General features: G+C 64.9%; 26 protein-coding genes. 14 read left to right on the top strand and 12 right to left on the bottom strand.

Features of this window, described 5'->3' with window-relative positions; all coding sequences use genetic code 11:
• The 6 genes from A39O_RS0124100 to A39O_RS37065 form a co-directional block, all read left to right on the top strand.
• On the top strand, positions 1 to 264 hold a 264-nt coding region (locus tag A39O_RS0124100), incomplete at its 5' end, for an ISAzo13-like element transposase-related protein (RefSeq protein ID WP_026199709.1).
• Between the two features lie 74 nt (positions 265 to 338).
• Positions 339 to 1,319, top strand: coding sequence for a metallophosphoesterase (locus A39O_RS0124095; RefSeq protein ID WP_020507230.1), 981 nt, complete (start codon positions 339 to 341; stop codon positions 1,317 to 1,319).
• 352 nt (positions 1,320 to 1,671) lie between these two features.
• Entirely contained in the window at positions 1,672 to 2,688 is a 1,017-nt protein-coding gene (locus A39O_RS0124090; RefSeq protein WP_020507229.1) for a hypothetical protein, read from the top strand.
• Entirely contained in the window at positions 2,679 to 3,917 is a 1,239-nt protein-coding gene (locus tag A39O_RS0124085; protein WP_026199708.1) for an MBL fold metallo-hydrolase, read from the top strand. The genes A39O_RS0124090 and A39O_RS0124085 overlap by 10 nt, the downstream gene beginning before the upstream one ends.
• A 433-nt stretch (positions 3,918 to 4,350) precedes the next feature.
• Positions 4,351 to 4,785, top strand: coding sequence for a hypothetical protein (locus A39O_RS42925; RefSeq protein WP_245561970.1), 435 nt, complete (start codon positions 4,351 to 4,353; stop codon positions 4,783 to 4,785).
• 234 nt (positions 4,786 to 5,019) lie between these two features.
• Positions 5,020 to 5,493: a hypothetical protein gene (locus tag A39O_RS37065; RefSeq protein ID WP_169338486.1), complete on the top strand. Its 474-nt coding sequence runs from the start codon at positions 5,020 to 5,022 to the stop codon at positions 5,491 to 5,493.
• 261 nt (positions 5,494 to 5,754) lie between these two features.
• Here the strand turns inward: A39O_RS37065 and A39O_RS34925 are convergent, their stop codons facing one another.
• Together A39O_RS34925 and A39O_RS0124065 are read right to left on the bottom strand one after the other, a co-directional pair.
• Complete coding sequence (locus A39O_RS34925) at positions 5,755 to 7,137, bottom strand: sensor histidine kinase (RefSeq protein WP_020507224.1); 1,383 nt, start codon at positions 7,135 to 7,137, stop codon at positions 5,755 to 5,757.
• 10 nt (positions 7,138 to 7,147) lie between these two features.
• Positions 7,148 to 7,855, bottom strand: a complete 708-nt coding sequence (locus A39O_RS0124065; RefSeq protein WP_020507223.1) for a response regulator — start codon at positions 7,853 to 7,855, stop codon at positions 7,148 to 7,150.
• A gap of 121 nt (positions 7,856 to 7,976) precedes the next feature.
• On the opposite strand from A39O_RS0124065, the gene A39O_RS34920 reads away from it, so the two are divergent.
• The 4 genes from A39O_RS34920 to A39O_RS0124045 all read left to right on the top strand — a co-directional run bounded on the left by A39O_RS34920 (position 7,977) and on the right by A39O_RS0124045 (position 10,823).
• The gene (locus tag A39O_RS34920; protein ID WP_020507222.1) at positions 7,977 to 8,543 is read left to right on the top strand and encodes a C39 family peptidase; all 567 of its coding nucleotides are present in this window, start codon (positions 7,977 to 7,979) and stop codon (positions 8,541 to 8,543) included.
• On the top strand, positions 8,536 to 9,621 hold the full coding sequence (locus A39O_RS0124055) for a hypothetical protein (protein WP_157640384.1): 1,086 nt from the start codon (positions 8,536 to 8,538) through the stop codon (positions 9,619 to 9,621). The genes A39O_RS34920 and A39O_RS0124055 overlap by 8 nt, the downstream gene beginning before the upstream one ends.
• A 408-nt stretch (positions 9,622 to 10,029) precedes the next feature.
• Entirely contained in the window at positions 10,030 to 10,272 is a 243-nt protein-coding gene (locus tag A39O_RS0124050; RefSeq protein WP_157640383.1) for a hypothetical protein, read from the top strand.
• Between the two features lie 155 nt (positions 10,273 to 10,427).
• Positions 10,428 to 10,823, top strand: coding sequence for a hypothetical protein (locus tag A39O_RS0124045; protein ID WP_020507219.1), 396 nt, complete (start codon positions 10,428 to 10,430; stop codon positions 10,821 to 10,823).
• 279 nt (positions 10,824 to 11,102) lie between these two features.
• On the opposite strand, the gene rimK is transcribed toward A39O_RS0124045, so the two are convergent.
• From rimK to A39O_RS39200, 6 genes are all read right to left on the bottom strand, one after another.
• Entirely contained in the window at positions 11,103 to 12,008 is a 906-nt protein-coding gene (gene rimK / locus A39O_RS0124040) for a 30S ribosomal protein S6--L-glutamate ligase (protein ID WP_026199707.1), read from the bottom strand.
• 52 nt (positions 12,009 to 12,060) lie between these two features.
• Positions 12,061 to 13,116 (bottom strand): hypothetical protein, encoded by a 1,056-nt coding sequence (locus A39O_RS0124035; RefSeq protein ID WP_020507217.1) that lies wholly within the window; start codon positions 13,114 to 13,116, stop codon positions 12,061 to 12,063.
• Between the two features lie 219 nt (positions 13,117 to 13,335).
• Positions 13,336 to 13,839 carry a signal peptidase II gene (gene lspA, locus A39O_RS34915; protein ID WP_020507216.1) on the bottom strand — a complete coding sequence of 168 codons (504 nt, stop codon included), beginning with the start codon at positions 13,837 to 13,839 and terminating at the stop codon, positions 13,336 to 13,338.
• A 253-nt stretch (positions 13,840 to 14,092) separates the two neighbouring features.
• Positions 14,093 to 16,933 (bottom strand): isoleucine--tRNA ligase, encoded by a 2,841-nt coding sequence (ileS, locus tag A39O_RS0124025; protein WP_020507215.1) that lies wholly within the window; start codon positions 16,931 to 16,933, stop codon positions 14,093 to 14,095.
• A gap of 112 nt (positions 16,934 to 17,045) precedes the next feature.
• Complete coding sequence (ribF, locus tag A39O_RS0124020; protein ID WP_020507214.1) at positions 17,046 to 18,011, bottom strand: bifunctional riboflavin kinase/FAD synthetase; 966 nt, start codon at positions 18,009 to 18,011, stop codon at positions 17,046 to 17,048.
• Positions 18,012 to 18,230: 219 nt separating this feature from the next.
• Positions 18,231 to 18,407, bottom strand: a complete 177-nt coding sequence (locus tag A39O_RS39200; RefSeq protein ID WP_083924866.1) for a diguanylate cyclase domain-containing protein — start codon at positions 18,405 to 18,407, stop codon at positions 18,231 to 18,233.
• A gap of 457 nt (positions 18,408 to 18,864) precedes the next feature.
• Between A39O_RS39200 and A39O_RS0124010 the strand changes: the two genes are divergently transcribed.
• Complete coding sequence (locus A39O_RS0124010; protein ID WP_020507212.1) at positions 18,865 to 19,206, top strand: hypothetical protein; 342 nt, start codon at positions 18,865 to 18,867, stop codon at positions 19,204 to 19,206.
• Between the two features lie 16 nt (positions 19,207 to 19,222).
• On the opposite strand, the gene murJ is transcribed toward A39O_RS0124010, so the two are convergent.
• Positions 19,223 to 20,767, bottom strand: a complete 1,545-nt coding sequence (gene murJ / locus A39O_RS0124005; RefSeq protein WP_020507211.1) for a murein biosynthesis integral membrane protein MurJ — start codon at positions 20,765 to 20,767, stop codon at positions 19,223 to 19,225.
• A 525-nt stretch (positions 20,768 to 21,292) separates the two neighbouring features.
• Between murJ and rpsT the strand changes: the two genes are divergently transcribed.
• Positions 21,293 to 21,556 carry a 30S ribosomal protein S20 gene (rpsT, locus tag A39O_RS0123995; RefSeq protein ID WP_020507209.1) on the top strand — a complete coding sequence of 88 codons (264 nt, stop codon included), beginning with the start codon at positions 21,293 to 21,295 and terminating at the stop codon, positions 21,554 to 21,556.
• Positions 21,557 to 21,647: 91 nt separating this feature from the next.
• On the opposite strand, the gene A39O_RS0123990 is transcribed toward rpsT, so the two are convergent.
• Together A39O_RS0123990 and folB are read right to left on the bottom strand one after the other, a co-directional pair.
• A complete protein-coding gene (locus tag A39O_RS0123990) occupies positions 21,648 to 22,247 on the bottom strand; it encodes a hypothetical protein (protein ID WP_211211709.1) in 600 nt (199 codons plus the stop codon).
• A 96-nt stretch (positions 22,248 to 22,343) separates the two neighbouring features.
• Positions 22,344 to 22,718, bottom strand: coding sequence for a dihydroneopterin aldolase (gene folB, locus A39O_RS0123985; RefSeq protein WP_020507207.1), 375 nt, complete (start codon positions 22,716 to 22,718; stop codon positions 22,344 to 22,346).
• 113 nt (positions 22,719 to 22,831) lie between these two features.
• On the opposite strand from folB, the gene plsY reads away from it, so the two are divergent.
• On the top strand, positions 22,832 to 23,443 hold the full coding sequence (plsY, locus tag A39O_RS0123980) for a glycerol-3-phosphate 1-O-acyltransferase PlsY (RefSeq protein ID WP_020507206.1): 612 nt from the start codon (positions 22,832 to 22,834) through the stop codon (positions 23,441 to 23,443).
• Between the two features lie 147 nt (positions 23,444 to 23,590).
• Here plsY and tsaD read toward each other — a convergent pair whose 3' ends face one another.
• Positions 23,591 to 24,640, bottom strand: coding sequence for a tRNA (adenosine(37)-N6)-threonylcarbamoyltransferase complex transferase subunit TsaD (gene tsaD / locus A39O_RS0123975; protein ID WP_040528636.1), 1,050 nt, complete (start codon positions 24,638 to 24,640; stop codon positions 23,591 to 23,593).
• 380 nt (positions 24,641 to 25,020) lie between these two features.
• On the opposite strand from tsaD, the gene rpsU reads away from it, so the two are divergent.
• Entirely contained in the window at positions 25,021 to 25,236 is a 216-nt protein-coding gene (gene rpsU / locus A39O_RS0123970) for a 30S ribosomal protein S21 (protein WP_020507204.1), read from the top strand.
• Positions 25,237 to 25,253 lie beyond the last annotated feature (17 nt).

The raw sequence follows: 25,253 nt of genomic DNA, 5'->3' as shown, positions 1-25,253 counted from the left end.
AACCCCATTGAGCATCGCCTCTTCAGTCAAGTCGAGCGCACCTGGAGCGGGGTCATCCTCGACTCCGCCGAGACCGCACGGTGGACCGTCGAGCGCACGACCACCGACACCGGGCTGCGCGTCACCGCACGCATCCTCGATAAATTCTACGCGCTCGGCCGCAAATGCTCCGACGGCTTCCGGGAGATCAAAGATCAGTTTATCCGGCATGATCTGACTCTTGGACAATGGAATTACGTGGTTGATCCTAACGGTTTTTCTTAATAAAGATGTATAACTAATTTATGCCTCGTTACTTACCCTTAAGTGATTTACGCTGTGAATAGCCGAGGTTATAGATGAGTTACGATATTATTGGTGACATTCATGGTCATGCAGATCACTTGAAGGCTTTATTAGCCAATCTCGGCTATCATGAAATCAAGGGGGCGTGGCGTCATGTTGATCGTAGGGCTCTATTTGTTGGCGATTTCATTGACGTTGGCCCTAAACAAGTCGAAACCGTCGAAATCGTCAGGCGCATGGTCGATGCGGGAACCGCTCGGGCGGTCCTGGGCAATCACGAATTAAACGCCATCGCGTGGTTCCTGTGTGATCCAGAAAACCCTGGCGACTTCTTGCGATCTCACTTTTCCCCAGATTGGGGAGCTAAGAACCGGGAACAGCATGAAGCCTTTCTCGCAGAGGTCGAGCACAAGCCCGAGCACAAAGAAATCATTGATTGGTTTTTGACCTTGCCGCTGTGGCTTGACTTGCCCGAAGTGCGGGTTGTCCATGCCTGTTGGCACCAGAGATTTATGGACTATCTGGCTCCCATGTTGTTGGAGGGCAACCGATTGGATCGAGATATGATGGTACACGCCTCGCGGGAACCTGCGGACAGCTCCGAGAAGGACAGTCCTGCACCCACTATTTTCAAGGCAACAGAGGCTTTGACCAAGGGAATCGAGATTCCACTCCCGGAAGGCTATAGCTTCCAGGACAAGTACAATTTTACGCGAAATCGAATGCGTGTCCGCTGGTGGGATCCCAAGGCAGTGACCTATCGAAACGCAGCCATGCTGAGTCTTGGTTTAGTGGAAAAATTACCCGACATTTCCATACCTGAACATAGGCGTGTGGCTTATCAGGGCGAGAAGCCATTATTTGTCGGACACTATTGGGTTACTGGTGCCCCCGCTCCGCTGTCTGATAAAGTTGCCTGCGTTGATTACAGCGTTGCCAAGGGGGGAAAGCTCGTCGCTTACTGCTGGGATGGAGAGGATATTCTCAGTGCTTCCAAGTTCCGCTTCGTCGAGCAGGTTTGCACTAACGGATAAAGACTCTCGCAGGTTTCGTCATCGATCTATTCTTTATCGTGTCCCGCAAATCTTCGGCTTTCCTTCCTTTGATGGTCCGCGCCGTTCTGCAAGCGTGGTGGGTTGCAGTACATCTGAATGCGTCAGCGACCCGTAAATGCGCCCTTGAGTGCATCCAGGCGGGCATTGGTTGCGGCAGTAGTGGGGGTCTTGTTTAGGTGTCACAGAGGCTGCCACGGACGCGCTCTCGCTGGCGGTCCACTCGGCGTCGGCCTCAGGCACAAACCGCTTGTCCCAACGCCCTTCGCGCGGCTAAGATGCCGAACCATACCCGGTTTCGGGTGATTGAAATTCCTATCCGTCGGGAGCCATCATGGCAATATTCGAACGTACGTTTCCTGTCGAACTGATCAACGATCAGGTTTTGGACGAAAACCCTTGGTTCAAGGATATGCTTCTCGACTGGAGACCGGCGGGCGATGCCCTTCACCGCGACATGCCCGAGGCACACAAACTCGACTCAAGCGACCGGATGCTGGAGGATGTTCCCAATCACCTGCGTCTGGCGATCCGCAAAGACTATCTCAACCTCTATCGGGGTGGCCAGTCCATCGCGAAAATCGATTTCGATAAGGGCGGAAGACTCCAAGCCCATATTCATAACAAATATGTCTACGGCGACAAGGGCAGTGGCCAAGCTTACGTCACCCTTACGTCGGCGGGACTCCTCGATCAGGAGACAAGCCGGCTTCGGGAGTACGGAGGCCTCGCCGACCTGCACGGCTGGGGCGCTACCGCCAATAAATACGTTGGCAAAGAGAAGCTGTTCGTCGACTCGATCGTCTCGCGCAACGCCGACACGATTGACCTCGAAATGGCACTACCGGCCTTTTCGCTCGATGCCGAGATGCGAATAGCCCCTCGAATGGACCTCGTGACGCTTGAGCCAGTCGGCAATTGCTGGCGGATCGTGTTCTGGGAAGCGAAGCTCGTTACCAATGCTGAAGCTCGGTGCAAGGGCGATGTTATTCTGCCCAAAGTTATCAGTCAGCTCGCGCGATATACGACATGGCTGAGGCAGCCGAATCACATTGATTTGGTCGCCGCCGCCTATCGGAACGCCTGCCGCCTGCTGGTGGCCTTCCACGGACTGGCGAAGCGGATGAACCCTGGAATCGAAACGCTTGGGCTGGGCATTGTCGCGGCGGCGGCAGCGGACGCGCCGCCACTCCTGGTCGATGACAAGCCTCGTCTTCTGATCGACGATCGCACCAGCAACCTCGCATTCACGAACCACGGGCACCTGGACAAGCTGCGCAACACGGGGCTGCATGTGCAAATGGTTCGTACCCTGGATCAGATGACGCTGGAGCCGCGTCTTTGCCCCTAACCCTCACGGTCCACCGCGGAACCCAACAGATCGGCGGGACCTGCATTGAGATCGCGCACCCGCAGGGCGACCGCATCATCCTCGACGCAGGGCGGCCGCTCGATGCGCCCGACGGGGCAACCGGCCTGCTGCCGGTGTCGCTTGATCGGAGCCTCCCGGCGACCGTCCTGATCAGCCACCCACACCAGGACCATTGGGGGCTTGTTGAAGATCTTCCGGCCGCTTGGCCCATCTGGACGGGGTCGGGCTCGGCGAAACTGATTGCAGTCACCGGCGACGTGATGCGCCGTCCGCTTGCCCGGACGTTTGAAACTTGGAACAGCCGCTCGGGACCATTCGCGGTCGGGCCATTTACCGTCACACCGATTCTCACCGACCACTCCGCCTTTGACGCCTACATGCTGTTGGTCGAAGGTGCCGGTAAGCGGCTGCTTTATACTGGCGACTTTCGCCGCCATGGGCGCAAGTCCGCGCTTGTCGATCGGATGATGGCTGATCCGCCGGCGGACATCGACGTGCTCTTAACCGAGGGAACAAACCTAGGGTCCGACAAGCCGGTGAAATCGGAGAGCGAGCTTGAGAGCGACTTCGTCGAACTCTTCGGGCGCACCTGCGGACGCGTATTCGTCGCATGGTCGGGCCAGAACATCGACCGTACCGTGACCATCTATCGGGCCGCCAAACGGACCGGACGGACGCTCGTAATCGATCTGTACACGGCCGATGTCCTCGATCGCGTTTCAGTGGGGACGCGTCTGCCGTGCGCCGGATTCCCGAATCTGAAAGTCGTGGTGACGAGTGGTCTCCGAAACAACTACAAGAATCAAGGCCGTGAGGATTTCATTGAGCGGATGGTTCCAAATGGCATCTCGGCTAAGCGACTCGAAGGCAGCCGCCATGTCATAATGCTGCGTCGTGGACTGATCCGCGATTATCAACGCGCGGGAGTCGTGCCGACTGCCGACGATGCATTCAACTTCTCGATGTGGCGCGGTTACCTGTCGGAACCCTATCATTCGGAAGCCCTGGAATGGTGCCGGGCGGCTGGAGCTGAAGTCGCTTACATCCATACCAGCGGTCACGCCTCCCCAGCCGATCTTCGTTCATTCGCAGCGGCCCTTCGACCGAAGAGTGTCGTGCCAGTTCATGGCGTAAAATGGGACGAGGAGTCTGATGGCTTCGGTGTGGTCCGCCGGCTCGCCGACGCCGAAACCCTCACCATTCCATGACGATCGGGATCGCCCCAACTGAGGCGCTCGCTGCCAGACAACCAACCACGGCAAGCCGGGCGCCCACGCAACACCGACAGTATGGTACCCCCATACGCATGAGCACCATCGAACCGGCATTCCCGCAAGCAACCGCCGGATAGGGTCCCAAAGCGGTCAGGATGCCGCGCCGTGGTTGGCGGCATTGTCGAGCAACTCCAGGCCACGCGCCTTCCGTCCGGCACTCCGTTGCGCACGCAGGCGAAACCGGGTCTCGGCATCGGTTTCCAGTCGCGGACCACCCCCCGTCTGGTGACGAAGATCCAGCTTCGTAACCAGACTGAGTATAGAATACCCTGTCTCGCGCCCGGTGGCCTGCGGCTCGGCCTTCCTGATACGATGCCCGGCGCCGCCGCCCTGACCTCTATATCACCTTACTCTTGGAGAGCTTGTGTTGTCCTTACGTACTCTGCTCGTGGCCGCCGGTGTCACCCTTGCACTGTCTGCCTGCTCGTTCGATCAGCTTCTGGGAAAAGGCGGGTCTGAGACCGTCCCATCCGCGGCAAGCGGCACCGCCGGGACCCTGACTTCGGGGGCCGCCGCCGGCACGACGGCCACCCGCAAAAAGGCCGGGAACGCCGCCGTCTCTGCCGTGGGGGCCGAGGTGGTGGCGAACCGCGGGGAATACCTGCTGTGCCGCACGACCGATGAGTACAAGGGGCGCACCACGAGCTACTACACTTGCCGGGAGCGCCGCTGCATTGGTCAAGAGACACCGGCCACGGATGCGAAGGCACCCAAGACCAAGTCCGGCTGCCTGAGCGCCTGCCGTAAGGTGGAGACAAAAGGGGCGCGCGACGCATCCGCCCGATCCTACTGCGCAAGCTGAGAGGCCGACACGGATCGCTGCCCAGGCAAGGGGAAGCGCTCCTGCATCAGCGCAGGGGGCCGGCTCAATCGGACACGGATCCTGAAGTATTACGTCAACTACCGCAAGGCGTTCGCGCCGCGGGAGCCGGTCGGTGAGTTCGGACTCTATGCGGTCACCACGCGCCGTCCCCGAGTCCTGGCGGGGCAAGTGGCGCTTGAGGCGGTCAAACCCGGGGTCTACCGCCTGCCGGTCGTGGGCCGCACTGTGACCCTGATCATATTGCGCGAGGTGGAGCCCTGTCCGCGCAACGCATTGTGGGAGATCTTCAGCTTCGAGGCGGCGAAGGTCTTCGCCGGGGCCGACACCTACCGCTGGCGCCGGGACTACCATGTTCCGATACTTGAGCAAATTTACCAACGCTACCGCGAGGTGGGTATCCCGATGGCCTACACGTTTGAAGATTTTAAGCGCGAGTGGACACGCCAAAAGTTGGCTGAAATGACGCCGGAGGAGCGGGTGCGGGGGCTGCCGCCGGAGGAGCGGCTGCGGGGGCTGCCGCCGGAGGAGCGGCTGCGGGGGTTGCCGCCGGAGGAGCGGGTGCGAGGGTTGCCGCCGGAGGAGCTGGTTCGCAGTCTGCGCCCCGAAGACCGGCTACTCGGACTCAGCAACGAGGAACTTGTCCGGCTCAAAGACCTGCTGGAGCGCCGGACATCCGGCCAGCGCTAACTTCAGGCCGGGGGATGGGGTCACACCGGTGCCGCGTCCGGTCAGGCTGCCCGCGCGTCGCCCGCGGGCGCGGCTGTCCGCGGGACAAGGTTGTTGAGAATAATTCTCATACTGGCGCCGCGGCGACCCGATTTCGCCGGTGCCCGCCAGGAAATGCCTGTGCGTCAGCCCGCCTGGCGCCGACCCCGGCCCCGGCGCGTCCGCAAAAAACGCCGCAGCGCAAAATGTCTCGGATCGGTCGGTTTACTGGCTGCGTCTTGGTTACGCCGGTCGAGTTGTCCCCGGGATCGACGATGCTGGGGTACAGGAACACCTCCCCTGAAGTGGTGGCTCGCCGCTGCCGGTCGGCACGCTCACCCAGGCCGCCAGCCCGCCCCCGCGCCGGTTTTCCAGCCAGACCCGCCAGCCGTTGGCCTGGGCCAACTGGCGCACGACCGCCAGCCCCAGTCCGGTGCCCCCGGTGACCGGGCTGCGGGAGGCATCCACCCGGTGAAAGGGCCGGAACACCGCTTCCAGTTGGTCCTCCGGGATGCCCGGACCCTGGTCGATGACGCCGATGATGCAGGCGCCATCGCTCGACTGGGCGCGCAGTTCGATCGCTCCATCGCCGGCGTAACGCTGGGCGTTGGCCAGGAGATTGCCAAGCACCCGCCTGAGCGCGGCGGGCGGGGCGCTGATCTTCAAGTCCGGACACTGCACGGCGACCTCGGCGCCCGCCTCCCAGGCGCGTCCGGCCAGGGCCTCGAGCACGGCGGCTAGGTCCACCGGTACCGCGGCCTCGCCGTCCAGTCCGCGGGCCAGTTCCAGGACGTCCCCCACCAGGTGGTTCATTTCTTCGACATCGGCCTCCAGCCGCTCGATCCAGGCCGGATCGGGGCGTCGCTGGACCAGCTCGAGCGCGAGCCGCATCCGCGCCAGCGGGGTGCGCAGGTCGTGCGACAGGCCGGCCAGCAGGGTGGTCCGTGCCTCCAGCAGGTCATGGACCTGGCACGCCAATTGGTTGAAGCGGCGCGCCAGGGAAGCCAACTCGCGCGGACCCGTCTCAGGCAAGAGTTCCGGGGTCGCGCCGCGGCCCAGCACGGTCGCGGCGACAGCGAAACGCTTCAGTGGTGCCACGGTACTGTGACCGAGCCACCAGGCGGCCAGCCCGGCCAGGATGAGGGCGGCGGAGAGGGTCAGCAGGGCGGCGGCCAGCGGCTGTGGACCGACGCGGCTGCGCGGGAACCCCAGCCACAGGGTCCGCCCGCCCGCCGGCACACCGGCCCACAACCAGGGCTCGGCCCCGGCATCGACGCTCGCCAAGTCCAAGGGCGCGGCGGTGCGTTGCGCCAGTTGCGCCTCCAGTTCGCGCACATAGATGCCATGCCAGGCGGTCCGCACCGCGCCGGTCGGCGGCGCGACGGCGAGCGTCAGTCCGTGGGATGCGGTCAGCTCCCGCTCGAAGGCTGGCCGGGTCTCGGGCGGCAGTTCGGCCCAAGTCTGGGCGGCGAGCACCATCAGGCCGGCCAGATCGCTGGTGGCCCGCGTGGCCAGGGGCTGCATGAGCAGGAAGACCACCGCCAGCGTCGTCAGCACCTCAAACAGTACAAAGATCAGGGCGAGTCGCAGCGCGTTTTGCTGGCGTAGCGTCAAGTTCCAGGACATGCGTCCGGTCTCAGGATTCGGCGCCGCGCGGATTGAACAGATAGCCCGCGCCGCGCAGGGTACGGACATAGACCGGGTTGGTGGGGTCAGGCTCGATCTTGCGCCGCAGGCGTGCCACCCGGATATCCACGGTGCGGTCATAAGGATCGCGCTCGTAGCCCTTGAGGAGATCCAGGAGCAGGTCCCGGGACAGCACCCGATTGGGCCGCTCGATGAAGACCTTGAGCAGGTCGTACTCGGCGCCGGACAGGCCCAAATCCTGGTCCCCGCGCAGCAGCCGACGGGCCGCCTGGTCGAGCCGGTAGGGGCCGAAGTGCTCCCCCGGCGGCTCCGCGGCCGGACCCACGCGCTGCGCCCGGCGCAACAGGGCGCGCAGGCGGGCCAGCAACTCCCGTGGGCTGAAGGGCTTGGCCAAGTAGTCGTCGGCGCCCAGTTCCAGACCGACCACCCGGTCGATCTCCTCGCCGCGGGCCGACAGCATCAGGATCGGCACGGCGCAGTGCGTCCGCAACGCGCGGGTGAGGACCAAGCCGTCTTCGTTGGGGAGCATCAGGTCCAAGACGATAGCATCCGGCATGGCCAGTTGCATGGCGCGGCGCATCGCCTCGCCGTCGCCGGCCAGGTCGACGACGAAGCCGGTGTCGGTGAGATAGGCGCAGAGCAGGTCCCGCAGTGCGGGATCGTCGTCTACCACCAGGATGCGGGCGGTGGGGGTCATGTCGTCATCTTAGCCTAGAACCAGGTGCCGCTGACCACACGGATACACGCCGTTACACACTGATACAGGCCGCTACGGCGCTGACAAGGTGTTGCTACAGGGCGGGTCGAGCATCGGCACCATGATTACCAAGGCCGTCCCGAACTTCTTCATCGCCACCTTGTGCCTGGCCGCTACGCTCGCGCCAGCGCAGGCGCAGACACCGCAACCATTTCGCAGCCTCAAGGACATCCGTGAGCGCGGCGTCGTCATGCAGCAGTGGGAAAGCAGCTGTGCCGCGGCAGCGGTGGCAACGGTGCTGACCTATGGCTTCAATGACCCGGTCAGCGAGCGCCTCGCCGCCGCCCGCATGCTGGAGCAGACCGCCCCGGCCAAGGTCAAGGCGCGCGGCGGGTTCTCCTTGCTGGACTTGCAGCACTTCGTCACGGGCCGCGGTTATCGGGGCAGTGCCTACCAGCACCTTGGATTGGATGACTTGCGCGTCTTTCACGCCCCCATCGTGCCCATCGATCAGCACGGCTACAACCATTATGTGGTGTTCAACGGGGTCAAGGGCGAGCGGGTCTTGCTCGCCGACCCGGCCTTTGGGAACCGCACCCTGTCCATCGCCGACTTCACTGCCATCTGGATGGAGGGAATGGCCTTTGTCGTTACCCGCCCGCGTCTGCCTGAGCATGCCGATGAATAACACCGCCCCGCGCCTCTTACTGGCCTGCTGCGCAACCCTCGTGCCCAGGCTCGCGTTGCCACAAACCCCGTACAACGCGGCGGCCCACCGGGCGCCGGGCGCTGATGCCACTACCGCAACCGTCGCCTCGTTACGGCAACAACTGGCGGCACAGCAGGCGATCAACGAGCAGTTGCATACGCGTGTCAAGACCCTGGAACAACGGCTGGCCGTCGGTAAGAAGGGCGGCGAGCCGCTGGTCATGGGCCTCGATGCGGACGCCGCCAAGCCCCCGGTGGAGGCGCCATCCGCGAGCAGCGCGATCGAAGAGGCGTTGGTCACCAAGGGGCTGGTGTTGCTGCCCAACGGAAGCTTCCGCCTCACCCCCAGCCTCACCTGGTTCCACGACGGACAGGGCGATAACCAGTATGAGTCCTTGGCCTATGGTTTGGGTCTGGAGGCCGGCCTCCCCTGGGGCATGGCCGCCGCGCTCTATCTGCCTTACATTCAACGGGACTACCCGCTGGGGCGAGCCAGCGGCACCGGTGATCTAGCGGTCAGTCTGGGCAAGCGGCTCACGCAAGAAACCGCGTCCTGGCCGTCACTGGTGGCGCGACTGGCCTACACCCATGACAACGGCAGCGCCCCGTTCGCTCCCGTACCCATTGGCGACGGCTTGCGCTCGCTCACGCTGTCACTGTCTGCCGTCAAGCGCAGCGAGCCGGTGGCGCTGTATGGCACGGTGTCCTATGGCTATGCCTGGTCCAAGACCGCCACCTTCTGGGACGGTACGGGCTATCAGACCGGCCGACTCACGCCGGCCGATCGCTTTGGCCTGACCCTGGGCGTCACCCTGGCCGCGACCCCCACTATTTCACTTGATGCAGGGCTGTCCTTTGACTTTCCGGGCGGGGATGAGGTTGAACCCTTGGGGGGCGACGCGTACCACACCGCGGTCGCCACGGCCGGTTACATCAACCTGGGCGCCGACTTTACACTGGGCAAGAACCTGTTCCTGAACCTGTCGGCGGCGGCCGGGGTCACGGACGACGCCAATGACTTCATCTTCTCGATCTCGCTGCCGTATCGCTTTTGGTAACCAGTCAAGAACAAGCTAAATACAAACACAACCGTTGTCGTTGTCGTAATCGTAATCGGAGAAGCGATGCAATTTGGGGTGCGAGAGAGTCCGGGGCGCTACGATAATTTCGACAACGACAACGACAACGACAACGACAACGACAACGGCGCGATAGGCTGGCGCGATCGACCAGACCCCGCGGTGGCACTGATACAGTCTGACACGATGGGAAACCAAGCGATACTCCCTGGTCATGGTGCAGAAACAGCCGCGGTGAATACTGTTGCTACCGCCACACGGAGAAACATCCCAGGTGACACCCCGTTCACGAGGGGCCGTTCACGAGGGGCCGTTTGCGGAAGCGGCTGTCAGTATGGGTTGATAGCCGAACCATGTGCTCCACCACTGTTACTTGAGGAAATTCAGATGAACGCAAGAGTCTTGTTGATCGCCCTGCTGGCCGGCGCCGCTTTCACGGCTGTCGCGGCGGATCAGACCACTCAAACCCAGGCCACCCAGGGGCAAAGCAACAGGCAGGCCCCGACGCAACTCAGCGCCGCACAGATGGACCAGGTCGTGGCGGGTGGAAACGGCCCCGGCACCGGCGACTGCACCGGCACCGGTATTCCGAAGCATGACGGCACCGGTCCGAAATACGGCAAGAAATAGGTCATGAGCCGTGGTTGACGCACCGCCCCCCGGCAGCGGGGGGCGATGCACGCTGGCTTTGAAAATCGACGACTGCTCGACGAGCATCTCCAACTTGGCCAGAATGTCTGAAGGCCGCCGTCGCTGACCGCGCGTTGTTACCGGGTGCGCCTGGAATGGGCCGTGTCAACACCGAGGTATTCCCGATCATCAACCGCCTGACCCTCCCCACGCTGCTCTGCGTCTTCACTGCCTCGGCTTGGGGCCAGGACGCGACCATGGAGCCAAATCGGCCGCTGGACCTCACCGTGCCGAGCGGTGCCCTGACCATGCCGAGCGGTGCCCTGACCATGCCAAGCGGTGCCTTGACCAGAACCTGGGGTTCCCCCGCTGGTGCGGATGCCGTACGGCTACCGGGTCTGGGTGAGCAACCCAACCGTCCCAACGCGGTCGGGGGTCCCGGCAGCGTCGGCCACGGTGGAGGTCATCGCAGTGACCTGCCCTATGGCACCGGGTACGAGGCCAGGCACGGCCAGGCAGCGAACGGGCGCGGCATGGGACGGGGACGCTGAGGGCTGACATCCTGATCAAGGACTTGCGGCCCCACAATCGTCGGCCTGCTCGTTCGATCAACTCCGATGAGTACAAGGGGCGCACCACGAGCTACTACACCTGCCGGGAGCGCCGCTGCATTGGTCAAGAGAAGCCGGCCACGGATGCGAAGGCGCCCAAGACCAAGTCCGGCTGCCTGAGCGCCTGCCGTAAGGTGGAGACAAAAGGGGCGCGCGACGCCACCGCCCGATCCTACTGCGCAAGCTGAGGCCGCCGCGGGTTCCACTGAATCGACCAGATCACGCCTGCCGGTGCGCGCGGGTCTTGGCCAGGGCGGCGTTTTTCTCCAGATACTCGATCATCAGGCCGGCGATGTTCTTGGAGGTCGCCGTCTCGATCCCTTCGAGCCCCGGGGTGGAGTTGACCTCCAGGACCACCGGCCCGTGATGGGAGCGCAGGACGTCGACCCCGGCCACGTTGAGCCCCATGATGCGGGCGGCACGCACCGCGGTCGAACGCTCTTCCGGGGTGATGCGGATCAGGCTGGCGGTGCCGCCGCGGTGCAGGTTGGAGCGGAACTCACCGGGCTTGGCCTGGCGCTTGATGGCCGCCACCACCTTGTCGCCGATGACGAAACAGCGAATGTCCGCCCCCTCGGCCTCCTTGATGTATTCCTGCACCAGGATATTGGCGCGCAGCCCCATGAAGGCCTCGATCAGGCTCTTGGCGGCCTGCTCGGTTTCGGCCAGCACCACCCCGATCCCCTGGGTGCCTTCCAGGAGTTTGATGACCAGCGGCGCACCGCCGATCATCTTGATCAGGTCCTCGACGTCGTCCGGGGCATGGGCGAAACCGGTGATCGGCAGCCCGATGCCCTTGCGCGACAGCAACTGCAGTGAGCGCAGTTTGTCGCGGGCACGCGCGATGGCCACCGATTCGTTCAGGGCATAGACGCCCATCATCTCGAACTGACGCAGCACCGCGGCCCCATAAAAGGTGACCGAGGCGCCGATCCGCGGGATCACCGCGTCGAAACCCTTCAACTCTTCGCCCTTGTAATGGATGGATTGGGCGTGGGTGGTGATGTTCATATAGCAGCGCAGGACGTCGATGACGCGAATCTCGTGCCCGCGCTCCCGCGCCGCCTGCACCAGCCGGTTGGTGGAATAGATGGTGGGGTCGCGGGACAGCAGGGCGATCTTCATCGGCGTCACGGCGACCGCCTCGTGCAGCCCATCGACAGGCTTCGGCGGCGCGTCAGGCGTTGACATAGCGCTCCACCTCGGCCAGTCGCTCATCGGCGGTGATCAGATCCGCCCGGGCGAAGCGGATGAGCAGGATGACCCGCGCCGGCTGCCCGCCCCGATAGCCGCGCAGGAACTCGATCGGCGTCGATTCCACGGCGCCTTCCCGGTCCTCGCGCACCACGTTCATCCGGTCCAGGCGGACTTGCTCGGGCTGGACGGCAACGCGGGTCTCCGGGTGCGCCAGCACGTCGTTCAGGCGCAGCAGATAGTCGTCGAGGGTGGTGAGTCCCTGGCGTGCCGCCGCCAGTTCCTGCTCCAGTTGCTGGATGCGCTGGCCCAGGGTCTCGTAATCAGGCAGCGTGGAAGCGCCGCCATCGCTCAGGAAATCCAGACCGCGCGTGGCTGGATTTGCGACTTTTTGTTTGATCCGGGTCATCCGCAACTGTTCTTCCAGTGCGGCGATTCGCGCCTCCTGACCGCCGATCTCCAGCACGGCCCCGCCGGCGATGATATCCATGATGGCCTGTGCGGCCTGGCCGCGTACGGAATCCGGATCGCCGGCCGGGAGACCGACCTCGTGGTTCACGAAACTCCAGGTGGTTTGCGGAATGTCCCGGTGGATGGCGTCGCCTTGCAACTCCATGCCAAGTTGGTGGCGCACCATCGGCAGCGCGGCCAGGAGCGCGTAGCAGTCGCCGGCTTCCAGGTCCGTGTCGCGGACGTAAGCGCAGACACTGGGACTGGAGAGGACCCAGCGGATGCGCTTCGGGTCGGCGAACATGGCATTGAGTAAGGGGTCTTGGGCCCAGGTCTCCCGATTCAGCGTGATCGGTCCGGGGATGCGGCTGGCCACTTCGGCACTGTAATCGAGCGCGGCGGCGACGTTGTCGTGGAGTGTGCGGCGGTATCCGGAGAGGCTGCGCAGGCGCGGATCGACCTGATCGACGACCCGTTCGCAGGCTGCCGCCACCGCCTGCTCGCGCGGTGTGGGTGCGGCGCCAATGGTCTTGAACCTTGACCAATGCTGAGTGGCGACGCGCTTCAGGTCTTGCCAGAGATCGTTCATCGCGAATCCTCAGGTGAGGCGAAGGGGGGGCCGCGACGCCGGCTGCAACGGTCGCGCGGACCAGGATCGGTGCGTTCGCGGTCTGAGTCGATGCCGCGTGGCGTCAGGGAACGGTGGACAATGATACTCGAATCATTGCCCGTGAATTGCTGCGAGGGGATGACAGTCCGCTGCGGTCGGTCGGGTGGCGGTCCGACCACTTGCTGTGGTCGGTAACCGTTACGCCTTCATGGCGGGCCGATCCGGGCCGGTGTCGAAGAACAGGGTATGGACCAGCAGGATGACGACGCCCAGGCTGATGGCGCTGTCCGCCACGTTGAACGCCGGCCAGGGGTTGAAGATCGCGAACGGGATCCAGGGCAGATAGACCTGAATGAAGTCGATGACATGCCCGAGCACCACCCGGTCGACCAGATTACCGACCGCGCCGCCGATGATCAGCGCCAGTGCGGCCGCCAAGGTTCGTTCATGCGCGCGCAGACGCAGCAGCCAGGCGGCCAGCACCCCGGTGATGATGAGCGCCAGCGCCGCGAGCCCCCAGCGCTGCCAGCCGCCGGCCTCGGCCAGGAAACTGAAGGCCGCGCCGGTATTGAAGGCCAGGGTCAGGTTCAGGTTCGGAATCAGCTCGATCACCTCGAACGGTGCCAGCGAGCCCATCACCAGCCACTTGCTGGCCTGGTCGAGTACGAAAATAATAAGAGAGAGCCACAGCCAGCGTTTCATAAGCGTGTTCGTGTTTAACTTGTTCTTGACGCGTTTTCTCGTTCCCACGCTCCAGCGTGGGAATGCCGTCCGGCCGCTCCAGCGGCCGCTGGCGCCACGCGACGCCGGAGCGTCGCGACTTGCTCCCACGCTGGAGCGTGGGAGCCAGAAGTGTTTCTAAAAGACTTCAAACCGCGCCAACTCCGGCAATCGTCGAGTCTGCCGGGGCCGATCGATCCCATCAAAAAACATCGCATACCGCGTTGGGCGCGGCCTAAGCGAAGCGCCGCACTTCCCCAGACCCGGCGACATTGTCCACGCAGCGCCCACAGAGTTCCGGGTGTTCGGCGTGGGTGCCCACATCCGCCCGATGATGCCAGCAGCGCACGCATTTGGGGTGTTTCGACGCGTTCACCCGCACCGCCAGGCCCGCCAGCTCCGTGCCGACCGCCGTGTCCGGCTGTTCGGCGATCGGGTGCAGCCGCACCTGCGAGGTGATCATGGCGAAACGCAGTTCGTCCCCCAGTCGACTCAGCGCCTGATAGAGTCCGGGGTCGCAGTACAGATCCAACTCGGCATCCAGGGCCGAACCGATCAGGTTGGCCTTGCGGGCGCTCTCCAACGCCGGTCCCACGGCCATCCGCGCGGCAAGCACCTGATCCCACAGCGCCCGGTCCAGGTCGGTCCCATCGTCCAGCGCGACCAGACCCTCATACCAGGTGGCGGTGAACACCGAGGGGTCGCGCCGGCCGGGGATGAAGCCCCAGATCTCATCGGCCGTGAATGACAGAATCGGCGCCAGCCAGCGGACCATGGCCTCGGCAATGTGATACATGGCGGTCTGGCAGGACCGCCGCGGCAGTCCGTCCACCGCCGTGGTGTATTGGCGGTCCTTGATCACGTCCAGATAAAAACCGCCCAAATCCACCACGCAGAAGTTGTGGACCTTCTGGTAGATCAGGTGGAATTGGTAGGTCCGATAGGCGGCGATGATCTCGCCCTGGAGGTGCAGCGCCCGGTCCATCACCCAGCGGTCCAGGGCGATCATGTCGGCCGGTGCCACCTGATTGACCGCGGGGTCGAAACCGTTGAGGTTGGCGAGCAGGAAGCGGGTGGTATTGCGGATGCGCCGGTAGGCATCGGCGGTGCGCTTCAGGATCTCATCGGAGACGCTCATCTCCGCGCGATAGTCGGTGGCCGCGACCCACAGTCGGATGATGTCCGCCCCCAGGGTCTTCATCACATCCTGAGGGCTCACCACGTTGCCCTTCGACTTGGACATTTTCTCGCCCTTGGCATCGACCGTGAAGCCGTGGGTGAGGACCTGGCGGTACGGCGCCCGCCCATGCATGGCGATGCTGGTGAGCAGCGACGACTGGAACCAGCCGCGGTGCTGGTCCGAGCCCTCCAGGTAGAGGTCCGCCGGGGCGCGCAGACCCTCGCGCTGCTCCAAAACGCAGGCGTGGGTGACCCCGGAGTCGAACCACACATCCAGGGTGTCCTGGACCTTCTCGTACTCGGCCCCTTCCGTTTCGCCGAGCAGACCCGATGGATGCAGTTCGAACCAGGCTTCGATCCCCGTCTGCTCCACCCGGCGCGCCACTTCCTCGATCAGTTCGGGCGTGCGCGGATGCAGTTTGCCGGTGACCTTGTGGACCAGCAGGGCAATCGGCACCCCCCAGGTGCGCTGCCGCGAGATACACCAGTCCGGCCGCCCCCCGACCATCCCCTCGATGCGCCCCTGACCCCAATCGGGTGTCCAATCGACCCGGCCGACGGCATCCAGGGCCGCCGCGCGCAGGCCTTGCTTTTCCATGCTGATGAACCACTGCGGGGTGGCGCGGAAGATGATGGGTGTCTTGTGACGCCAGCAATGGGGGTAGCTGTGGGTGAAGCGCTGCTCCAGCAGCAGCGCGCCGTGCGCCTTCAGAACCTCCACCACGTGCTCATTGGCCTTGAAGACATTCTCCCCGGCGAACAGCGGCGTGCCGGGCAGGAAGCGCCCGTCCCCGCCCACCGGGTTGTCGACCGGCAGGCCATAACGACTGCCGACGATATAGTCGTCCAGGCCATGACCAGGCGCGGTGTGAACAGCGCCGGTGCCCGCTTCCAGGGTCACATGCTCGCCGAGGATCACCGGGACCTCACGGTCGTAGAAGGGGTGCCGGAGCTTCACCCCCTCCAAATCCGCGCCCCGTCCATAGCCCAGCACCCGATAGTGCTCGAAGCCCCAGCGGTGCATCGTGTCCTTGAGCAGGCCCGCGGCGACGATCAGCCGCTCGCCGGATCCGGGCTGGTCGTCGCCGCCCACTTGAACAATGGTGTATTCCAACTCCGGATTGACTGCCACCGCCTGATTGGCGGGCAGGGTCCAGGGCGTGGTGGTCCAGATCACCAGCGCCGCCGGTCCCTCACCGCAGCCGTTGGGCGAGCCGTGGCAGCGTGCCTCCAGCACTGCCGGCTCGGCCAGCGCAAAGCGCACGTCGACGGCGATCGACTGCTTGTCGGCGTATTCGACCTCGGCCTCGGCCAGGGCCGAACCGCAGTCGATACACCAATGCACCGGTTTCTCGCCTTTGATGACATGGCCGTTGGCGATGATCCGCCCCAGGGAGCGGATGATCTGCGCCTCGAAGGCGAAATCCATCGTGAGATACGGCCGTTCCCAGTCGCCGAACACGCCCAGGCGTTTGAAGTCGGCGCGCTGACCGGTCACCTGCGTGGCGGCATAGTCGCGGCAGGCGACGCGGAACTGTGCCGGGCTCAACTTATGTCCGGGCTTGCCCTGTTTTTTCTCGACCTGGAGTTCGATCGGCAGCCCGTGGCAGTCCCAGCCCGGCACATAGGGTGCGTCCATCCCGTCCAGCGTTTGCGCTTTGACGATGATGTCCTTCAGCACCTTGTTGACCGCATGGCCGATATGGATGTCGCCATTGGCGTAGGGCGGGCCGTCGTGCAGGATAAAGCTTGGCGCGCCCGCGCGCGCTGCGCGAATCTGTGTATAGATATCCAACTGTTCCCATTGTTTGAGAAGCGCCGGTTCCCGCTGCGCCAGATTGGCCTTCATGGGGAACTCGGTGTTGGGGAGGTTGAGGGTGTATTTGTAGTCAGTCACGCGTATGCCTTGAGGTTGTCCCGCGCCTGGGAACGGGGCGTTGCCGGTGCCAAATGGGCTCTGCCAACCCTATGATTGCACAGAATGAAGGTACAACGTGACCGGGATTTCTTCAAGTAACCCGGTCCGCGTTGCATCCCGCTGGTCCGGCCAGATACTCCCGCGCCGCCGCCGCATCCCGCGCGATCTGGCGGCGCAGTTCCTCGAATGAGCCGAAACGCCGCTCGTCGCGCAGCTTGAGCCGGAACTCCACTTCCAGATGACGGCCGTAGATCTCCTGATCGAAGTCGAACAGATGCACCTCCAGCCGATACCCCTGGCCGCCGACCGTGGGGCGGGTGCCGACGTTGGCGACGCCCGGTCGCGGACCCGCGTCCAGCCCGCGCACCTGCACGGCGAAGACCCCGTGCAGCGGACTGACCCGCCGGTGAAGGTCGACGTTGGCGGTGGGGAAGCCGATGGTGCGCCCGCGCCGATCGCCGTGGCCCACCCGGCCCTGAATCCGGTAGGGTCGTCCGAGCAAGCGTTCGGCCTGCTCCAGATCGCCGCGGTAGAGCGCCTCGCGCACCCGGGTGCTGCTGATGCGCTCCTCGCCATGGGTGATGGTGTGCAGATTCTCGACCGCGAAACCGTCCGCGCCCGCCTGGGTGCCGATGGTGCGCAGGAGTTCGTAGTCGCCGGTGCGCCCACGGCCGAAGCGGAAATCGTCCCCGACCAGCAGATAGCGAACGCCCAGCCCCTCAAGCAACAGTTGCCGGGCAAAGACGGCGGCCTCGGTGGCCGCGAGTCGCGGTCCGAATTCGAGGAGCATCACCCGCGCGATGCCGTATTTGCGGATGGCCTGGAGTTTTTCGCGCAGCCGGGTCAGGCGCGCCGGCGCGTGATCCGGGGTGAAAAACTCCAGCGGCTGGGGCTCGAACGTGATGACGGTGGCCGGCAGGCCGAGTGCGCGGCCGTGCCCGAGCAGGCGCTGGAAGACCGCGCGGTGTCCCAGATGCACCCCGTCGAAGGTGCCGATGGTGGCCACGCAGCCCCGATCGTCAGGGCGCAGATTATGAATACCGCGGATCAGCCTCATGGGTCCTACGAGCAAGCGAAGGGGCGCCACAGTATACGCGGGTCGACCGCGGGTTCCGAGCGGATCGGCACGTCGGCCTCGATCAAGATTCCGGCCACTTGGACTCGCCGGGTGCGCAGTCAGGCCATCCTGGCCTGACACCGTCAGGGCTGGAAGCCCTGACAACGCAGGCCGCTGGCCGGGATTACGATCAAGGCCGGCGCATCTTTTCCTGAGCGTTCAGTCGGCGTTGCCGGTGATCACCTGGTTGCGCCCGCCATCCTTGGCCTGATAGAGGGCGGCATCGGCCCGTGCCAGCACGGCGGCGGCATCCGTTTCCTGCGCCCCGGCGGCAGTGACGCCGATGGAGACGGTGATCGGCGGCAAGTCCGCGCCTTGGTAGGGTCGGTGAGCAATTCATCGGCGCCGAGATGCAACAGGCCAAGGGTTTCACCGTGTACCGCCAACGGGACGCAGAGGTGCGCGGGCGGCGGCTCGCGCAGATGCGTGCAGCGGGTGCCGTCGGCGGGGTCCGGAACAGCATGGATCTCCCCGGACTGCAAGGCCCGGCAGTGATCGACAGGGAAGGTCGTCGGCAAGGCAGTGAGGTCGCCCCAGGCCGCCACCACCCGCAAACACGACCCGGTCGCCTCATCCGGCACCGCCAATGCTCCGTGATAGGTTGATCGGCTAACGGCAGTGTCGCCGGTGGGAGCGGCGTCCCGCCGCGATGCGGACCCTGATCGCCGGGAACCTGGCGTCAGGGGTTCAGGAAGCGGTTTAACCGGGATAACCGGGCCTACGAGGATGCTTTACCCTGCGGGCTTCGGGGTAACAGGTCGGTCCGCGTGTCGACCGCCGCAATGGATACACCATGCGCTCTTTGGGTTTGCCGCTGTTGGTTGTCCTGGCACTGGCCCTGAGCGGCAGCGCGCCCGCCCTTGCCGCTGGTGCGGCTGCAACTCAAGTCGGCCGGCGCCAAAAGACCGAATCCACGCTGGCGGCCAGTCGCCTCTGCCGCTGGACGAATGTCCTCCAGCGCGACGGTCACGGCGATCCGATGCGACGGGGGCGCGGTCCGCCGCACCCTCTCCGTGGGCATCGCGACCTGGCCGGTCCAGTCCGCCGGGGGGTGCCCGAACTGATCGCCGCGGCCGACCGTGCGCTCTACGCGGCCAAGCAAGGCGGACGCAACCGGACCGTGGTGGCGGGCTAAGGTGATTGCCGGATCATCAGACCCGCAGCAAATGCCGCGGCCGAATACCGACCGCAAGCAGCACCGCCCCGTAAAGCCCGCCGGCCGCGAGCATCCACAGCCCAAGACGCAAGGCGCGCTCGCCCCCACTCTGCGCCAGCCAGTCGTCGATGGGCCCGATGCCCAGCGCGAGTAACAGGCCCATGAGCAAGCTGGCGCCCAGCCCCTTGGCGAGCAGGGCGGGCCAGCCGGGCAGCGGACGATAGACGCGCTCGGCACGCAGTCCGCGCAGCAGCAGCCCGGCATTGACGAGCCCCGACAGGGTGGTCGCCAGGGCCAGACCGGTGTGTCCCAGCGGCCACATCAGGGCCAGACTGAAGACGATGTTGGCTGCCATGGCGATGACGGCGATCCGCACCGGGGTGCGCATCTCCAGGCGGGCGTAGTAGCCGGGAGCGAGCACTTTGACGGCGATGAAGCCGACCAGGCCGGGGGCGTAGGCCATCAGGCTCAGGGCGGTCATGCGCGCATCCTGAGCGCCGAACGCGGCACCCGGATCGCTGGAGAAGAACAGGGTGGCGATGATGGGTCCGGCCAGGACCAGGAGCCCCACGGCCGCCGGTACCCCGAGCAGCAGCAGCCAGCGCAATCCGAAATCCAGGGTGTCCGAGAAGGCGTCCGGGTCCTCGGCCGCGTGGCGCTGCGAGAGCTTGGGCAGAATCACGGTGCCCAGGGCGACACCCAGCACGCCCATGGGGAACTCCATCAGGCGGTCCGAGTAATAGAGCCAGGAAATGCTCCCGCTGACCAGAAAGGACGCGAGGATGGTGTTGAGCAGCAGATTGATCTGGCCGACCGAGGCGCCGAACAGGGCCGGGCCCATGAGCCGGAAGGTCCGCCGTACGCCGGGGTCCTGAAACCGCAGGCGCGGGCGCGGCAGCAGCCCGAGTTGCCGCAGAAAGGGCACCTGAAAGGCCAGTTGAACCACGCCCCCGATCAGCACCCCCCAGGCGAGGGCGACGATCGGGCGGTCCATTAGCGGCGCCAGCCAGAGTGCGCAGGCGATCAGGATGAGATTCAGCAAGACCGGGGTGAAGGCCGGCACCCCGAAGCGTTCGTAGGTGTTGAGGATGCCGCCGGCGAAGGCGGTGAGCGAGATGAACAGGATGTAGGGGAAGGTGAGCCGCAGCAGTTCCGCCGCCAGTTCGCGCTGACCCGCCTCGGCACTGAACCCAGGCGCGAAGAGCAGCACCAGCAGCGGGGCGGCCAGGCAGCCGAGCAGCGTCACCACCAGCAGCGCCGCCGCCAGCACCCCGGCCATGTCGTCCAGGTAGCGCTTCAGATCCGCCTGGCTGCGCTGCTCCCGGTAGCTGTTGAGCACGGGGACGAAGGCCATGGAAAAGGCCCCCTCCGCGAACAGTCGGCGCATCAGATTGGGGATCTTGAAGGCGACGAAAAAGGCGTCGGTGCCCGCGTTCGCGCCGAAGACCCGGGCGATCACCAGATCGCGCACAAAGCCCAGCAGCCGTGACACGAAGGTGTTGCTGCCGACTTTGGCAATGGACGTGGCGAGGCTGGACACGGGGGCGCTGACTCCGCAAAAGGCGGGGAGTATAGCCTTCGGACGTGATAACGGGACGTAGGGGCGGACGGCTTCAGCAATTCCAAATATGGGCGGCATCGCGCGATCCCTGGTGGATGCGGCGCGCGCGACCGCCGTGCCAGGTCCCCGACACCGAGCGGCGCGCCTTATCCACCCTACAGCGGAGCCGGTGTTGTAGGGTGGATAAGCGCAGCGCATCCACCATCAGCCTCGCGGCCGGCACGCTGTTGGCGGCGGCCACCCAAATTTGGAACTGCTGGTACGGCTTCCCTGGCACTCTCTGCAACATCCGTGTCTCGACCATCCCTGTCAATCCCTGGGAACAGAACATACAAGGGGCGGGTTTCAAACCCGCCCCTACACGAAGGTCTGTCTGGATATCAGGTGCGAACGCTCTATAGCGAGCAAACCGGTTGACAATCGCGTGCCCGCTGTGCAAAATACGCGGTCTTTATTCCGGCGCCCGAAATGGGTGCGTCCCTTTCAGGTTCCCAGGAGATCCCCTTGGCCAACTCAGCACAAGCCGAAAAGCGCGCCCGCCAGGCCGAGAAGCGCCGCCGGCAGAACGCCTCGCAACGCAGCACCCTGCGTACCTTCATCAAGAAGGTCGTCAAGGCGATCGAAGCAGGCGACAAGGAGGCGGCGATGCAGGCGTATCAGTCCGCCGTCCCGCAGATCGACAGCGCCGCCAACAAAGGCACCATCCACGCCAACAAGGCCGCGCGTCACAAGAGCCGCCTGAACGCCCATATCAAGGCGATGGCCTGACGCCATTCGGTCGCGTCCCGCCGCGTGCGGGGCCAGACAAAAAGAACCGGCTACATTCGCCGGTTTTTTTGCTCCGCGGTGCCCCGTCATCTCACAGCATCGTGAAGATGGCGAGAATGATTCCTACCATCGCCAACAGCAGCACGAAGAGCAGCGACAAGACGCCCAGGCCCAAAGCCAGGGGATTCAACAGGATTCCGAAATTGACGTAGGAACCGAGCAGTTCCCGCGCCTCGCCGGCCAGTGCCCCGAGTGACCACAGACCCTTCGCCGAGGCGATGGCGCCGAGCTTCGGCGCTTTGCCCGCACGCAAGTCTTGCAGCGTCGTCTGGACTTGGCCGCCCGCATCCGTGAGCATCCGATCCGCCGTTGCGGGCAAATCCTGCAAGTCATCGAGTGCCCACCAGAAGCGCAGGATGAGCAGCAGCGGCAGCGCTGCGACACCCAGCATCATCAGCGCGATGAGCGGCGACCAGCCCTGGATGAAGATCATCCAGACCGCGATCCACCCCAAGATCACGCCCCCGAGCAGCAGCACGTTGCGCAGCTTGTCGGTCAGGCTGTCGATCAGCGGCATCAGGCGTCCCAGGACGTTGATCAGTTGCCCCTGCCTGGCTGCCGATGTTGGCCCGTCTGGGGGTCTGTCTTCGTCGGCCATTGTGAAATCCCCCGGACGCTCTGTTGCGTTCATGCGCGGCAGAAAGGGTTGATATGGGTGCTAAGGCGATTTCCAAACGGGAGATCATTTCCCGGCAATCACCGAAGCTCGGAGACCAACCGCTGCGTTTCAAGCGTCGCGCCGCCCCCGTTCGATGACGACTCCCACGTCCACCCCGGCGCCGACCGCGCCCGGCTTGTTGAGCGTCAGGCGCACCCAGGGCACGGCGAACTCATCGCGCAGGATGGCCGCGCAGCGCTCGGCCAGGGTCTCGACCAGTTCGAACCGGCTCTCGCTGACGAACTGAGTCAGACGGCGGGTGACCGCGTCATAGTCCAGCGCATCGGCGATGCGGTCGGTGGCTGCGCCGCGGGCGCAGTCGCTGGCCAACTCCAGGTCCAGGATGACCGGGCGGCGGATGCGCTTCTCCCAGTCGTGGATGCCGATCGTGGTCTCGATGGTCAAGCCGCGGATGAAGACGATGTCCTGGAGGGGGTGGGTCATGTGTGAAGCTCAGTCGCTATCGGGGTGTCGATGATGCCTCAAGCCGACGGCGGCGCAACAGATATCCCGCTGGTCCTTGACCCGCGGCGTCAACCCGGTTTCAATGCGCGCCCATGATTACCGCAAGTCTGCTCATTCTCGCCGCCTACCTGTTGGGCTCGGTGTCCAGCGCCATCATCGTTTGCCGACTGATGAGCCTGCCGGACCCGCGCACCCAGGGTTCCAACAATCCGGGGGCGACCAACGTCCTGCGCATCGGCGGGAAAAAGCCCGCGGCCATCACCCTGTTCGGCGACAGCCTCAAAGGCCTCTTCCCCATGCTCGCCGGGCACTTGCTCGGGGTCGCCCCCTGGGTGTTGGCGGCGGTCGGCCTGGCGGCCTTTCTCGGTCACCTGTTTCCGGTCTTTTTCGGTTTCCGCGGCGGTAAGGGGGTTGCCACCGCCCTGGGCGTCCAGTTCGGGCTCTGGTGGCCGATCGGGCTGTGCGTCGCGCTCATCTGGCTGTTCGTCGCCAAGGTGCTGAAGATTTCTTCTCTGTCGGCGCTCATCTCCATGTCGCTGGCACCCTTGATCGTCTGGTTGCTCTGGCCCGATCCGGTGCTGATCGGCATGCAGTTGGTGATGACCGGGATTCTGATCTGGCGCCATCGCAGCAACATCCGCAATCTGCTGACCGGGTCCGAAGGCCGGCTGGTCGATCAGGTCGGCGGGTCGGATCAGGACTGACCTGAGTCTGCTATTGCTCGCCTGGCGCGCGAGTCGCGACATCCCGCTGTGGGAGCGGCCTCCGGCCGCGATAGGGCCGCGCGGGGTCTCTCCGGCGTTGGCGTTCACGGTGGTCCCCCGTCGCGGCCGGAGGCCGCTCCCACAGGTTCAGTTGTTGTCGAGAGTCCGGGGCTCCAGCGCCGGCAGCGACTCCATCGCCCAGCGCGCCCGCGGGGCGAAGCACAGCGGCTCGTGCTGACCGGCGCGCAGCCGCTGCCAGCCGGCATAGGCGATCATGGCCCCGTTATCGGTGCACAGTGCCGGACGGGGATAGAAGGTCTCCGCTCCGGCCGCGGTGATGGCCGCGTTCATCCGCTCACGCAGGCGCCGGTTGGCGCTCACCCCGCCGGCCAGGATCAGGCGTTGTCGCCCGGTCGCCTGGAGTGCGCGCCGACATTTGATGACCAGGGTCTCCACCACCGCTTCCTCGAAGGCGCGGGCGATATCGGCGCGCGTCTGCGCGGGGTCCGCCGCGTCGGGAAGCGTTGTGCGCAGGGTGTTGAGGGCGAAGGTCTTGAGCCCGCTGAAGCTGAAGTCCAGCCCCGGACGGTCGGTCATGGGGCGCGGGAAGCGGAAGCGCCGCGGGTCGCCGCGTTCGGCCAGACGCGCGAGTTCGGGCCCGCCGGGGTAGGGCAGGTCGAGAATCTTGGCCGTCTTGTCGAAGGCTTCGCCGGCGGCATCGTCCAGCGACTCGCCGAGGATGCGGTAGCGTCCGACTCCCTCCACGTCCACCAGTTGGGTGTGACCGCCGGAGACCAAGAGCGCCACGAAAGGGAAGGGCGGGGCCGGGTCTTCGAGCAGCGGGGCCAGCAGGTGGCCCTCCATGTGGTGGACCCCGATGGCCGGCACTCCCCAGGCCCAGGCCAGGCTGCGCCCCAGCGCGGAGCCCACCAGCAGGGCGCCGATCAGCCCCGGACCGGCGGTGTAGGCCACCCCGTCGATGGCCCCCGCGGACAGTCCGGCCGTGTCCATCACCTCGCGGATGAGCGGCAGCGTTTTACGCACATGATCGCGCGAGGCCAGTTCAGGGACCACGCCGCCGTACTGCGCGTGAATCGCGATCTGGCTGTAGACCGCATGGGCCATGAGCCCGGCGGCCGAGTCGTAGACCGCCACACCGGTCTCGTCGCAGGAGGTCTCGATCCCGAGTACCCGCATCGTCAGGTTGCTCCGATAATTCTTGATCTCGCAAGATAACCTACCCGTGCGGCTGGTGGAATTGCTGTTGCGCGACCAGCAATTCCAAATTTGGGTGGCCGCCGCCAACAGCGTGTCGGCAGCGAGGCCGATGGTGGATGCGCTGCGCTTATCCACCCTACGAAACCGGCTCCGTTGTAGGGTGGATAAGGCGCGCCGCTCGGTGTCGGGGACCCGGCACGGCGGTCGCGCGCGCCGCATCCACCAGAGGTCGCGTGGTGCCGCCCAAATTTGGAATTGCTGTTGCGCGACGATGCCCTTTGCAATCACCCCCGCGTTTCAGCTAAAATCAGCGGTCTTTATTTTCGCCTAACCTATCGTCTGGAGTCTGAAGGACATTTATGCCCAGCGTCCGCGTCAAAGATAACGAGCCCTTCGAGGTCGCCATGCGGCGGTTCAAGCGCTCCTGCGAAAAGGCAGGTGTGCTCGCCGAGGTCCGTCGCCGTGAGTTCTACGAAAAGCCCACCTCCGAGCGTAAGCGCAAGAAGGCAGCGGCTGTGAAGCGTCATCACAAAAAGTTGCAGCGCGAATCGCGTCGCTGGGAACGCCCGTACTAACGGTCGCTTGGCCCCCG

Source organism: Lamprocystis purpurea DSM 4197, assembly GCF_000379525.1.
Lineage (GTDB): Bacteria > Pseudomonadota > Gammaproteobacteria > Chromatiales > Chromatiaceae > Thiodictyon > Thiodictyon purpureum.
This window is presented reverse-complemented; position numbering and strand designations above follow the sequence as displayed.

What these genes read in the sequence shown, in the direction of transcription:
- A39O_RS0124095 (WP_020507230.1), top strand. Translation starts at nt 339, where the DNA reads ATGAGTTACGATATTATTGGTGACATTCATGGTCATGCAGATCACTTG.
- A39O_RS0124090 (WP_020507229.1), top strand. Translation starts at nt 1,672, where the DNA reads ATGGCAATATTCGAACGTACGTTTCCTGTCGAACTGATCAACGATCAG.
- A39O_RS34925 (WP_020507224.1), bottom strand. Translation starts at nt 7,137, where the DNA reads ATGTCCTGGAACTTGACGCTACGCCAGCAAAACGCGCTGCGACTCGCC.
- A39O_RS0124065 (WP_020507223.1), bottom strand. Translation starts at nt 7,855, where the DNA reads ATGACCCCCACCGCCCGCATCCTGGTGGTAGACGACGATCCCGCACTG.
- A39O_RS34920 (WP_020507222.1), top strand. Translation starts at nt 7,977, where the DNA reads ATGATTACCAAGGCCGTCCCGAACTTCTTCATCGCCACCTTGTGCCTG.
- A39O_RS0124055 (WP_157640384.1), top strand. Translation starts at nt 8,536, where the DNA reads ATGAATAACACCGCCCCGCGCCTCTTACTGGCCTGCTGCGCAACCCTC.
- A39O_RS0124050 (WP_157640383.1), top strand. Translation starts at nt 10,030, where the DNA reads ATGAACGCAAGAGTCTTGTTGATCGCCCTGCTGGCCGGCGCCGCTTTC.
- A39O_RS0124045 (WP_020507219.1), top strand. Translation starts at nt 10,428, where the DNA reads ATGGGCCGTGTCAACACCGAGGTATTCCCGATCATCAACCGCCTGACC.
- rimK (WP_026199707.1), bottom strand. Translation starts at nt 12,008, where the DNA reads ATGAAGATCGCCCTGCTGTCCCGCGACCCCACCATCTATTCCACCAAC.
- A39O_RS0124035 (WP_020507217.1), bottom strand. Translation starts at nt 13,116, where the DNA reads ATGAACGATCTCTGGCAAGACCTGAAGCGCGTCGCCACTCAGCATTGG.
- lspA (WP_020507216.1), bottom strand. Translation starts at nt 13,839, where the DNA reads ATGAAACGCTGGCTGTGGCTCTCTCTTATTATTTTCGTACTCGACCAG.
- ribF (WP_020507214.1), bottom strand. Translation starts at nt 18,011, where the DNA reads ATGAGGCTGATCCGCGGTATTCATAATCTGCGCCCTGACGATCGGGGC.
- A39O_RS0124010 (WP_020507212.1), top strand. Translation starts at nt 18,865, where the DNA reads ATGCGCTCTTTGGGTTTGCCGCTGTTGGTTGTCCTGGCACTGGCCCTG.
- A39O_RS0123990 (WP_211211709.1), bottom strand. Translation starts at nt 22,247, where the DNA reads ATGAACGCAACAGAGCGTCCGGGGGATTTCACAATGGCCGACGAAGAC.
- folB (WP_020507207.1), bottom strand. Translation starts at nt 22,718, where the DNA reads ATGACCCACCCCCTCCAGGACATCGTCTTCATCCGCGGCTTGACCATC.
- plsY (WP_020507206.1), top strand. Translation starts at nt 22,832, where the DNA reads ATGATTACCGCAAGTCTGCTCATTCTCGCCGCCTACCTGTTGGGCTCG.
- tsaD (WP_040528636.1), bottom strand. Translation starts at nt 24,640, where the DNA reads ATGCGGGTACTCGGGATCGAGACCTCCTGCGACGAGACCGGTGTGGCG.
- rpsU (WP_020507204.1), top strand. Translation starts at nt 25,021, where the DNA reads ATGCCCAGCGTCCGCGTCAAAGATAACGAGCCCTTCGAGGTCGCCATG.